The sequence below is a fragment of the Micromonospora sp. CPCC 206061 genome (assembly GCF_036906915.1).
Taxonomy (GTDB): Bacteria; Actinomycetota; Actinomycetes; order Mycobacteriales; family Micromonosporaceae; genus Phytohabitans.
In genome coordinates, this window is record NZ_JBAKHX010000088.1 from 22,252 (window position 1) to 31,740 (window position 9,489).

At 72.5% G+C, this 9,489-nt stretch carries 12 protein-coding genes; 4 read left to right on the forward strand and 8 right to left on the reverse strand.

What is annotated here, in order from left to right:
- Window positions 1–331: 331 nt before the first annotated feature.
- A complete protein-coding gene (locus V6V89_RS35165) occupies window positions 332–958 on the reverse strand; it encodes a hypothetical protein (protein ID WP_334623940.1) in 627 nt (208 codons plus the stop codon).
- A 72-nt stretch (window positions 959–1,030) separates the two neighbouring features.
- Here V6V89_RS35165 and V6V89_RS35170 point away from each other — a divergent pair, with 72 nt between their 5' ends.
- Window positions 1,031–1,609: a DM13 domain-containing protein gene (locus tag V6V89_RS35170; protein WP_334623942.1), complete on the forward strand. Its 579-nt coding sequence runs from the start codon at window positions 1,031–1,033 to the stop codon at window positions 1,607–1,609.
- A 12-nt stretch (window positions 1,610–1,621) separates the two neighbouring features.
- Here the strand turns inward: V6V89_RS35170 and V6V89_RS35175 are convergent, their stop codons facing one another.
- Entirely contained in the window at window positions 1,622–2,275 is a 654-nt protein-coding gene (locus V6V89_RS35175) for a GntR family transcriptional regulator (protein ID WP_334623943.1), read from the reverse strand.
- Window positions 2,276–2,297: 22 nt separating this feature from the next.
- Here V6V89_RS35175 and V6V89_RS35180 point away from each other — a divergent pair, with 22 nt between their 5' ends.
- Window positions 2,298–2,729: a VOC family protein gene (locus V6V89_RS35180; RefSeq protein ID WP_334623944.1), complete on the forward strand. Its 432-nt coding sequence runs from the start codon at window positions 2,298–2,300 to the stop codon at window positions 2,727–2,729.
- A 181-nt stretch (window positions 2,730–2,910) separates the two neighbouring features.
- Here V6V89_RS35180 and V6V89_RS35185 read toward each other — a convergent pair whose 3' ends face one another.
- The 3 genes from V6V89_RS35185 to V6V89_RS35195 form a co-directional block, all read right to left on the reverse strand.
- Window positions 2,911–4,209 (reverse strand): cyclopropane-fatty-acyl-phospholipid synthase family protein, encoded by a 1,299-nt coding sequence (locus V6V89_RS35185; protein ID WP_334623946.1) that lies wholly within the window; start codon window positions 4,207–4,209, stop codon window positions 2,911–2,913.
- A 271-nt stretch (window positions 4,210–4,480) separates the two neighbouring features.
- Complete coding sequence (locus V6V89_RS35190) at window positions 4,481–5,590, reverse strand: hypothetical protein (RefSeq protein WP_334623948.1); 1,110 nt, start codon at window positions 5,588–5,590, stop codon at window positions 4,481–4,483.
- The gene (locus tag V6V89_RS35195) at window positions 5,587–6,522 is read right to left on the reverse strand and encodes a LysR family transcriptional regulator (protein WP_334623949.1); all 936 of its coding nucleotides are present in this window, start codon (window positions 6,520–6,522) and stop codon (window positions 5,587–5,589) included. The genes V6V89_RS35190 and V6V89_RS35195 overlap by 4 nt, the downstream gene beginning before the upstream one ends.
- A 73-nt stretch (window positions 6,523–6,595) precedes the next feature.
- Between V6V89_RS35195 and V6V89_RS35200 the strand changes: the two genes are divergently transcribed.
- Complete coding sequence (locus V6V89_RS35200) at window positions 6,596–7,483, forward strand: cyclase family protein (protein ID WP_334623951.1); 888 nt, start codon at window positions 6,596–6,598, stop codon at window positions 7,481–7,483.
- Window positions 7,480–7,758 carry a CBU_0592 family membrane protein gene (locus V6V89_RS35205; RefSeq protein ID WP_334623953.1) on the forward strand — a complete coding sequence of 93 codons (279 nt, stop codon included), beginning with the start codon at window positions 7,480–7,482 and terminating at the stop codon, window positions 7,756–7,758. The genes V6V89_RS35200 and V6V89_RS35205 overlap by 4 nt, the downstream gene beginning before the upstream one ends.
- Window positions 7,759–7,787: 29 nt before the next feature.
- On the opposite strand, the gene V6V89_RS35210 is transcribed toward V6V89_RS35205, so the two are convergent.
- From V6V89_RS35210 to V6V89_RS35220, 3 genes are read right to left on the reverse strand one after another with little or no spacing between them, the layout of a single operon-like run.
- Window positions 7,788–8,690: an endonuclease/exonuclease/phosphatase family protein gene (locus V6V89_RS35210; protein WP_334623961.1), complete on the reverse strand. Its 903-nt coding sequence runs from the start codon at window positions 8,688–8,690 to the stop codon at window positions 7,788–7,790.
- 48 nt (window positions 8,691–8,738) lie between these two features.
- On the reverse strand, window positions 8,739–9,215 hold the full coding sequence (locus V6V89_RS35215; protein ID WP_334623955.1) for a hypothetical protein: 477 nt from the start codon (window positions 9,213–9,215) through the stop codon (window positions 8,739–8,741).
- A gap of 9 nt (window positions 9,216–9,224) precedes the next feature.
- The gene (locus V6V89_RS35220) at window positions 9,225–9,431 is read right to left on the reverse strand and encodes a hypothetical protein (protein WP_334623957.1); all 207 of its coding nucleotides are present in this window, start codon (window positions 9,429–9,431) and stop codon (window positions 9,225–9,227) included.
- Window positions 9,432–9,489: the final 58 nt, after the last annotated feature.

The window sequence follows — 9,489 nt, forward strand, 5'->3', positions numbered from 1 at the left end:
GAATTCGCGCAGGGCAAAGCTGGGGCGACAGGATTCGAATGGGAATCCTGCGATTGTGGAGACCGTGGCAACGAAAAAGCCGCCCGATCCCTGGCCTGGGTGGGCGGCGTCCGCGCTTGTCCGCGCGCTACGTCTGCCACCTGCCCAGGTGCGACTTTTGGCTACTGGCCACATCGATGGGGCGCCCGACGTTGGGCATGCCCGCGCAACCGCGTAGCGTCAGCCGACGCGGTTGTGAATAGGCGTGCCACAACATTTCGTGCTCCCTTTGATCGCTGATCTGTTGACATCTACGGTAGGCGTACGTGTCCAATGAATGCAACAGTGTTTTTCACAGTCGCAATCGTCCCGCCGCGCCCAGGACGGCGAGGGCGTCGGCGGTCACCCACGGATCCGCCCGCCGCGTGCTCGTGCCGCCCCAGTCGACGCAGTCGTTGTGCAGCGCGATGTCGGCGGAAACCTTGTAGTAGCGGGCCTGCGCGGGCCAGCCGTCGGTGACCCGCGCGGCTTCGAGCCGGTCGAGCGCGTCGGTGCAGCGAGGGTCGCCGAGCAGGTCGAGGTCTGCCAGGGCTTTGAGCCCGCCGAGGTAGTCGTAGTGCCAGTAGAGCGGGTAGTGGAGCTTGGCGAACTCGGGGTGGATCAGTTCGCCGGTGCTCGCGCGGTAGAGCAGGCGGCGGGACAGCAACACCTCGGCGGCGCGGCGGGCGGCGTCCCAGGCAGGGCCGCCGGTCGTCTTCGCGTACGCGGCGAGGCCGCGCATCGGAAGGAGGGTCTCGCAGAACGACGAGGTGTGCGCGTCCGGGTTCTTGTCGCAGTTCCAGCCACCGTCCGGCCACTGCCAGTGCAGCAGCCGTTCGACCAGGGCCTCGCACCGATCGTCGGCGAGACCAAGCGTGACGAGGAACCACAGGGCGTTGCCCTGCTGGGAACCGCAGCGCCGGTGCCGGCCCTGCATCATCCGCTCATTGTGCCTGGGACACGTCACCGCTTGGTAAGGGTTTGTCTGGCCCGGGGGCGGTTTACTGGAGGCGTGATCGGACGCCTTTTGCGCAAGCCGCTGGCCTGGGTGGTCGTGGCCGTCCTGGCCGTTGGTGGCGGGCTCGGCCTGTACTGGTTCCAGCCTTGGAAGATCGTCACCGACAAGGAGGTGAACGAGACGCTAGCGGTGGCGTCCACACCGGATACCCCGGCCACGACGAGCCCGGCGTCTGACCCGCCGTCTGATCCGGCGTCTGATCCGGCGTCTGACCCGCCGTCTGGCCCGGTCGTGGTGCGGCAGGGCGAGTTCATCAGCCAGGAGCACGAGACCAGCGGCACGGCGCGGGTGCTCCGGCGGCCGGACGGCTCGCACCGGCTGGAACTGGTTGATCTGGACACCTCCAACGGGCCCGACCTGCGGGTGTGGCTGTCGGATCAGCCGGTGCGCGACGGGGTGCGCGGATGGCGGGTATTCGACGACGGGGACTGGGTCGAACTCGGCAAGCTCAAGGGCAACAAGGGCGATCAGGCGTATGCCATCCCGGCCGGCACCGACCTGGACCGGCTCGGCAGCGTCTCGATCTGGTGCAAGCGGTTCTCGGTCTCCTTCGGCGCGGCCGCACTCACCTGACGCCCGGCGGCCTCATCGGGAGAGAACGTCGAAAGCGTGGCGGCGGTGGGCGGCGAACAGCGCCAGGGCGCGGTCGGTGTCGCGGGCGCGCAGCGCGCCGACGAGCTCGCGGTGCTCGTCGGCGACGTGTGACAGGTAGTCGCGGGTGTCGCGGCCGATCCGGGTCAGCAGAAACAGGTGTACCTGTGAGCGGATCGCCTGCCAGGCCTCCTCCAGGCGGCGGTGGCCGGCGGCGGCGTACACGGCGTCGTGGAAGGCGATGTCGCGGCGGACCATGTCGTGCTCGTCCTCGGCGCGCGCCATGCGGTCGGCCGCCTTCTCGATGGCCGTGATGTCGTCGTCGGACGCTCCCGCGACCACCTGCTGGACGGCGAGGTGTTCCAGCGCGCCGCGCAGGCTGTCGAGCTCGGCCACGTCGCGCGTGGACAGGGCGGTGACGGTGGCGCCGCGGTGCCACGCGCTGCGTACCAGGCCCTCGCCTTCGAGGCGCAGCAGCGCCTCGCGCACCGGGCCGCGGCTGACGTCGAGCGCGCCAGACAGCTCGACCTCGCGCAACTGCGCGCCGGGAGGGTAGGCGCCGGCGAAGATCGCCTCGCGGAGGCGGTCGGCGACCTCGTCGGCCAGGCCCCGGCGGCGGGCGGGCGCCACCCTGCGCTCCTCAGTCATGTCGGAATGTTAACATTCCGACATGAGCGTCCTCGACTCGCCGATCCCGCGATTCCACCTGGCCGTCCCGGTCGACGACCTGGCCGCCGCGCGTCGCTTCTACGGCGAGGTGCTCGGCCTGGAGCACGGCCGCAGCGCCGACACCTGGGTCGACTGGAACCTGCACGGCCACCAGTTCGTCACCCACCTCGCACCGGGTCGCGCCGCAAAGATCCACAACCCGGTCGACGGCCACGACGTGCCGGTGCCGCATTTCGGCCTGATCCTGACGGTCGCGCGCTTCCACGAGCTCGCCGACCGGCTGCGCGCGGCCGGCACCACGTTCATCATTGAGCCGTACGTGCGCTTCGAGGGGCAGGCCGGCGAGCAGTGGACGATGTTCCTGCTCGACCCGGCCGGCAACGCCCTGGAGTTCAAGGCGTTCGCCGACGACTCCCAGGTCTTCGCGGCGTGAGGGCGAAGACCATGCGCGTGTTTCAGATAGGCGCCGCCGTCGCCGCGGGCGCCGGGCTCGCCGCCCGCGGCGACGAGGTGAGCGGCATGCACGGCGACCCCGCACAGGCCCAGACCGTACTGGCCATGAAGCGCGGCGTCTCGACGACCGCCCACTCCCGCCCTAGGCCTGGTGTGGGGCGTCAGGGGCGGGGCTCGAGGATGAACTGGCGCACGTCCAGGTGGCCGGCGGCGAAGCCGGCCTCGCAGGACGCCAGGTAGTACTCCCAGGTGCGGCGGAACGTCTGGTCGAAGCCGAGCGCCTCCACCGCCGCCGTGTTCGCGGTGAACCGTTCCCGCCACAGCCGCAACGTCGCCGCGTAGTGCGTGCCGAACGCGTGCGACTCGCGCACCCGCAGCCGGGTGTGCCTGGCCACGAGCTGCTCGATCGCCTCGGTCGACAGGATCACCCCGCCGGGGAAGATGTACTTCTGTATCCACGTGTAGGTGCGGCGGGCGGCGCGCAGCCGCTCGTGCGGCACCAGGATCGCCTGCAGGCCGACCCGGCCGCCGGGCGCGAGCAGCCGGTCGAGCGTGGCGAAGTAGGCCGGCCAGTACCGCTCGCCGACGGCCTCGATCATCTCGACGCTGACGATCGCGTCGTAGCCGTCGGGGTCGGTGGGCTCGATCAGCCGGTAGTCGCGCAGCTCGATCGTGACGCGGTCGGCGACGCCGGCCTCGGCGACCCGGCGCAGCGCCAGGTCGCGCTGCTCCACGGAGATCGTCACGGTGTGGACGGTGGCGCCTCGCCGGGCGGCGCGGATGGCAAGCTCACCCCAGCCGGTGCCGATCTCCAGCACGCGGCTGCCCGGGCCGACACCGGCGCGGTCCAGGAGGCGATCGATCTTGTTGCGCTGGGCGACGGCGAGGTCGCCGGGCGCCGGCGCGACCGCCACCCCGCCCGACCGGCCGTCGGGGAACAGCGCCGACGAGTACGTCATCGACTCGTCCAGGAACAGCGCGAACATCTCGTTCGACAGGTCGTAGTGGTGCTGGATGTTGCGTCGAGCCCCATCGACGGTGTTTTCCTCGGCGCGCGGCAACCGGGAGCGAAACAGAGCCCGCGTCACCGGCAGGTGGCGGAAGCGGCGCAGGTGCCGTAGCGCCCCGAGCCGGTCGTCGCGCAGGGCCGCCGCGACGGCGGTCAGCAGCCCGGCGAGGTCGTCGGTGTCCCAGTCGCGGGCCTGGTATCCCTCGCCGAAGCCGATCAGCCCTCGGGCGCCGAGCCGGTGGTAGAAGGCGTCGGGCCGGCGCAGCCGCAGCTCGGGCGCCCCGGGTGGGCCCAGCGCGTCCCCGTCGCTGACGACGTGGATCGGTACGCGTTCGGCGACGCGGCGCACGAGCCGGGCCGCGGCGGCGGCGCGGAGCGGCGCGCGTGGCACGGCGGCCACGTCGGGCCAGCGCTGTGGGTCGGGGAGTGCGCTGTTTCCGTTACTCGTCATAGGGTCCCAAACCTCCACGAGCGGAACACGCGACCCTGACAACCCCATGCCAGGCCGCACCCGATAACGGTACGACGCCCGGAGATGGGAGCACATAGACATGACGACGTTCGCCCGGGCCAGTTGGCCACCGTGCGGGTCAGCTACGCGCGGCGGCGACCGACAAGGACGGCAACGCTGTGACCCAGACCCAGATCCGCGCGTACAGATTGGCCTGACGCGCCGCGTGTCGCCCGCGTGTGCACGTAGCCTCCGCTCCGCCCGGAGCCTCTCAGCGCCAGAGCCAGGCGTCGTTGCGCAGGTCGTCGCCCCAGCCACCGCCGAAGACCAGCAGGTCTGGGCCGGCGGCTACCAGGGTCGCGCCGGAGCGGCGGTCGCCAGGCAGCTTGGGGAGCGCCTCCCAGGTGCCCGTGGTCGTGTCGAGCACCGCGCCATGAAGTCCTAAGTAGACGGCCGAGGTGGCGGAACGGGCGCCCGCCGTCTCGCCACCGGCGGGCAGCTCGGGCAGCGGCGCCCACTGCCCGGTCGCCGGGTCGAGGATGCCACCGTTCGGGTAGGCGCGCCCCCAGTTGCCGACCTCGCCGCCGTCGGCGTCACCGAGGGTCGGGTTGACCAGCTTCCCACCGGCGAGCAGCCACGGCGCGGTGTAGAGGATCTGCGAGTCGGGCAGCCGGCGCCAGGTGCCGGTGGCGAGGTCGAGGGCGGCGGCCCGGGTCAGCGAGGGTTTTTTCTGGCCCGGGTTGGGCACCAGCTCCTTGTCGAACAGGACCAGCTCCCGGCCCGTCCACGCCATGGTGCGGTCGTAGGAGCGGCCCAGCGGATCGGCCGGCAGCTCGCGCCACGCCCCGGTCGCGGCGTCGAGAACGTAGTCCGGCGCCTCCAACGCCTCGTCGCTGCCCGAGTACGCGACGAGGCGGCCGCCGGCGGCCACGAGCTGGTACCAGCTGTCCGGCTTGAACGGGACCTGCACGAGGCTCCAGCGGTCCTCGTCGACCCGGTACACGAGGACCTGCCGCCCCTGGTTGGGCAGGATGTACGCCGACGTCCCGACGACCACGCCCTGCCCCCACACGAACGGCACCGGGGAATCGGCGATGCGCCGCCACTTGCCGGTGGCCGGGTCGAGGGCCGCGCCGTCGGCCAGCGGCGTGGGGTCGGCGCCGCAGTCGGCGTTGGGCGGGCAGATCGCGTCGTCGGCGCCGCCGATGATCAGCGCCTCGATGCCGGTCCAGAGGCCGAGGGCGGCGTGCCGGGGGCTGAGCGGGGAGCCGGCCAGCTCCTGCCAGCCGTCGCCGCGTCCGCCTCCGCCGCCCGGGTCGGGGTCGGTGGCGCCGCACGCGGTGGCGGCGAGAACGACCAGGAGAGCCAGCCCCGTCTTCATGTCCGGCTTGGACGGTGGCCGGTCCGGTCCGGTTCCAGATCAAGTGCGGCGGCCCGGATCTCGTCGGCCACCAGCCGCGCCGCGGGGGACGGCTCGTGGCGGCCCGCGCGGTGGACCAGGTCCAGGCGGCGGGCACCGAGGACGGCGGCGGGCAGCAGGCGTACCCGGGAATCTGGCGGGTCGGGCAGCGCGAGCGCCGGCACGACCGCCACCGCGAGCCCGGCCGCCACCACCGACAGCGCGGCCGGATACTCCAGGCACTCGTGCGCGCGCTCCAGCGCGGCGCCGTGCTGGCCGGCGATGCGGTCCAGCGAGCGGCGCGCGACCGATCCGGGCGGCCCGTCCACCCAGGCCCGGCCGAGCAGGGCTTCGACGCTGTCGACCGCGCCCCAGGCGGCCGGCACGGCGAGCTGGTACGGGTCGAGCAGCAGCGGCGAGGCCGAAAGGCCCGGCCGTTGCGGGGCCGGGTCGGCGGCGTCCCGGTCGACGATGAGCAGGTCGAGGGCGCCGGCGCGCAGCGCCGCGAGGCCGGGGTCGGACTCGATCTGCTGGACGCGCACCCGCACGTGCGGCCCGGCCGCGACGGCGGCCGGCGCGACGAGGTGCCGGATGGTCGTGGGAAACGCGCCGACCCTCACCGTGCCGGCCACCTGCCCGGTGAGGGCCGCCAGGTCGCGTTCGGCCTCGGCGAGCACGCCCGCGAGCCGACCGGCGTGCCGGGCCAGCAGCTTCCCGGCGGGGGTGAGGCCGGCGGCCCTTCGGCCGCCGAGGCGGGAGCGGTCCAGCAGCGTCACGCCGGCCTCCGCTTCGAGGCGGGCCACGTGCTGGGAGACCGCGGACGGCGTGAGGTGCAGGGCGGCGGCAGCGCCGAGGACGCTGCCGGCGTCGGCGACCGCGCGCAGCACCGCCAGCCGGCGAGGATCGAGCCGCATACAGCGACGCTACACGCAGCATGAAGAGGTTCTCGCTTTCGCTGTACGCGGACGTGGGCGCAGGATAGAAGGCATGACGCAGTACCGAGCGGTCTTCGACGCGACCGTGACCTTCAGCAACGGCGGTGACCTGCGGGTCCGCGACTTCCGGCTGGACGTGCCGGGCCCGTCGGTGACCGAGGAGGCCCTCGCCGGGCTGCTGGTGCGGCACCTGGCCCTGCTGATGGTCGGCGAGGTGCGGTTCGACAGCGTGCGGGTGGTGCCCGAGCCGCACAAGGGGTCTCGGGGTGGCCCGTCTGAGAAGGGGCGGCTGGTCGACCTCAGCCACGTGATCACGGCCGGCATGACCACGTATCCGGGACTGCCCGCCCCCGAGATCACGCCGCACCTGACCCGGGAGCAGTCCCGGGAGCGCTACGCGGGCGGCGCGGAGTTCACGATCGACCGCATCAGCATGGTGGGCAACACCGGCACCTACGTCGACAGCCCGTTCCACCGGTACGAAGGCGGCGTCGACCTGGCCGGGCTGCCGCTGGCCGCGGTGGCCGACCTGCCCGCGGTGGTCGTGCGCGCGGCGGGGGAGCGGGGGATCGGCCCCGACGCGTTCGACGGCCTCGAAGTGGCCGGCGCCGCGGTGCTGCTGCACACCGGCTGGGACCGGCACTGGAGCACCGCCGCATACGGCGATCCGGCGCCGTACCTGACCGCGGCGGGCGTCGAGCGGCTGGTCGCTGCGGGCGCGGCGCTGGTCGGCATCGACAGCGTCAACATCGACGACGCGGCCGGCGGCGGCGAGCGGCCCGCCCACAGTGGACTGCTGGCCGCCGGCATCCCGGTGCTGGAGCACCTCACCGGCCTGGACCAGCTCCCGGACACCGGCGCCCGCCTGCACGCCGTCCCCGCCCCGGTGCGCGACTTCGGCACCTTCCCGGTCCGCGCGTACGCGATCGTTCCCGTATGACCGGGACGCTCGCCGAGGTCGCCGGGTGGGGTGGGGCGGCGTTGCTCCTGTTGGCCTACCTGCTGCTGTCGATGGGGAGGATCGCCGCCAGCCGAGCGTTCCAGGCGATGAACCTGCTCGGCTCGCTCGGCCTCGCCGTCAACGCGTTGGTGCACGGCGCCTGGCCGTCGGCGACCCTCAACGCGATCTGGCTCGTGATCGCCCTAAATGGAGTGTTGCTGGGCGCGGAACGCGCGGGTCGCCAGCCAGCCCACCACGACCGCCAGACCCGGTAGCAGACCGCCGCGCTCCATGGTCTCTTACGTCAGGGGAGCGTGATTTCGGCCAGCACGGCCCGGTGGTCGCTGCCGGGCACCGGATACACCCACACCCCGCGAACGCCAGCGCGGCGATCGACGAGGACGTGGTCGATCGTGACCGGCGGTATCCAGTCGCCGTCGTACGGCCCCCACGTACCCGTCAGACCCGCCCCGACGGCGTCGGCGGCGTCCCGGTAGCCGGAGGCCAGCAGATGACGCAGCGGGGCATGGTCCAACGTGGCGTTGAAGTCCCCGGCCAGTATCCGCAGTGGACCGTCCGGTGTGGCCTTCGGCTGGTTGGCCAGGTCGGTGCGCCACGGGCCGACCATCGCCAGCGAGTACGGCGCCGCGGGGTGCACCGATTCCACGATCGGGTGCGCGGTGCCGGGAATCTGGATCGTGCCGTACGCCTGGGTGAAACCGCCCTCGTTGCGCCGCACGCCGGTGCCGGTCAATGGATGGCGCGAGTACAGGCCGGACCCCTCGGTGCCGACGACCGGGTTGAGGCGCCGGTGCGGCATCAACTCGGCCAGCCCGTGCTGGTCGAGCTCGGCTGCCGCGTCGGGCGTGAACTCCTGTACCGCCAGCACATCCACGGCGCGCTCCCGGACGATCGCCACCAGCGCGGGGATGTCGGCTTCGCCGGCGAGCAGGTTGGCGGTGAGCACCCGCAGCACCGGTCCGTTCGTGCCGTCCGAAGCGCCTATCGCGCGGGGCACCACCACGCCGAGCAGCGCCGCCGCGGCGACCGCCGCCACGCTCGCCAGCCTCCAGCGCCGCAGGGCAAGGGCGAGCGCCACTGGTAACAAACTCCAGCCGGCTACGTACGGTGTGAAGGCGAGCAGTTGGACCAGCGGGCCGCGCTCCAGCCCGAACAGCCGCACCACCGCCCACAGCAGCCCCGGCATCGCCAGCGCCCAACAGGCGACGTTCGACACTCGAGCCACCGCGTGACCTCAGCTGTCCCTGAGCGTGAAGTAGACCAGGGCGTTGTCGGGCGACAGGTAAATCTCGCTCCCGCTGGCCGGGGTGTCATGCGCCTTGGCGTAGCCCTCGCTGTGCAGCCACTGGGCGTCCGCCGGCACCAACGACTGGAGTGCCGGCCACATCTTCGCCGGGGACGTCGCCGTCCATTCGTACGCTTTCAAAAGCGCCTGAGCCTCGTCGGCCCGCATCCGCGCGACGCCCTGGTAATGCCAGTCCGTCGGGCCCGGCGCGCGGGAGCACGGGTTGCCGCGGGCGCGCGTCTGCCAGTGGACCTCGACGTACTGCCCGATGCCGGGGACGTCCTCCTCGGTCCACCGGTGGTCGGTGTGCACCTCGGCCTCCGCGTCGGCCACGTCGTCGGCGCAGCTGTCGAAGCCGCAGGCGGTCGCGCCGACCGCGAGCAGCAACGCCTGGACGACTGCCGCGCCCCGTAACCGGCCGATCATCGGAACACTCTAACGGCGAGCGGCAAATGCGATGACGGCGTCGACCCGTCGCTCTACGGCGGCTCGGTGTTCGCGCCGTTCCTGCCCAGGCTGAAGCTGTGCCAGGCGTTCTACGTCTAGGCGGTACGCCCGCTGCTGGATGAGGCGTTCCCGCGGCTGCGGCACGCGGCGGCGCGGGCCGAGCGCGCGGGCCTCGCCGATCAAGGGCGATCGCATCGATCAAGGGCAAACGCACGCGGAAAAGAGATCGAACCACGTGCATTCGCCCTTGATC

Coding starts and splice junctions, on each gene's coding strand:
- V6V89_RS35165 (WP_334623940.1), bottom strand. CDS start 958: ATGATGCAGGGCCGGCACCGGCGCTGCGGTTCCCAGCAGGGCAACGCC.
- V6V89_RS35175 (WP_334623943.1), bottom strand. CDS start 2,275: ATGACTGAGGAGCGCAGGGTGGCGCCCGCCCGCCGCCGGGGCCTGGCC.
- V6V89_RS35180 (WP_334623944.1), top strand. CDS start 2,298: ATGAGCGTCCTCGACTCGCCGATCCCGCGATTCCACCTGGCCGTCCCG.
- V6V89_RS35185 (WP_334623946.1), bottom strand. CDS start 4,209: ATGACGAGTAACGGAAACAGCGCACTCCCCGACCCACAGCGCTGGCCC.
- V6V89_RS35190 (WP_334623948.1), bottom strand. CDS start 5,590: ATGAAGACGGGGCTGGCTCTCCTGGTCGTTCTCGCCGCCACCGCGTGC.
- V6V89_RS35195 (WP_334623949.1), bottom strand. CDS start 6,522: ATGCGGCTCGATCCTCGCCGGCTGGCGGTGCTGCGCGCGGTCGCCGAC.
- V6V89_RS35200 (WP_334623951.1), top strand. CDS start 6,596: ATGACGCAGTACCGAGCGGTCTTCGACGCGACCGTGACCTTCAGCAAC.
- V6V89_RS35205 (WP_334623953.1), top strand. CDS start 7,480: ATGACCGGGACGCTCGCCGAGGTCGCCGGGTGGGGTGGGGCGGCGTTG.
- V6V89_RS35210 (WP_334623961.1), bottom strand. CDS start 8,690: ATGCCGGGGCTGCTGTGGGCGGTGGTGCGGCTGTTCGGGCTGGAGCGC.
- V6V89_RS35215 (WP_334623955.1), bottom strand. CDS start 9,215: ATGATCGGCCGGTTACGGGGCGCGGCAGTCGTCCAGGCGTTGCTGCTC.
- V6V89_RS35220 (WP_334623957.1), bottom strand. CDS start 9,431: ATGCGATCGCCCTTGATCGGCGAGGCCCGCGCGCTCGGCCCGCGCCGC.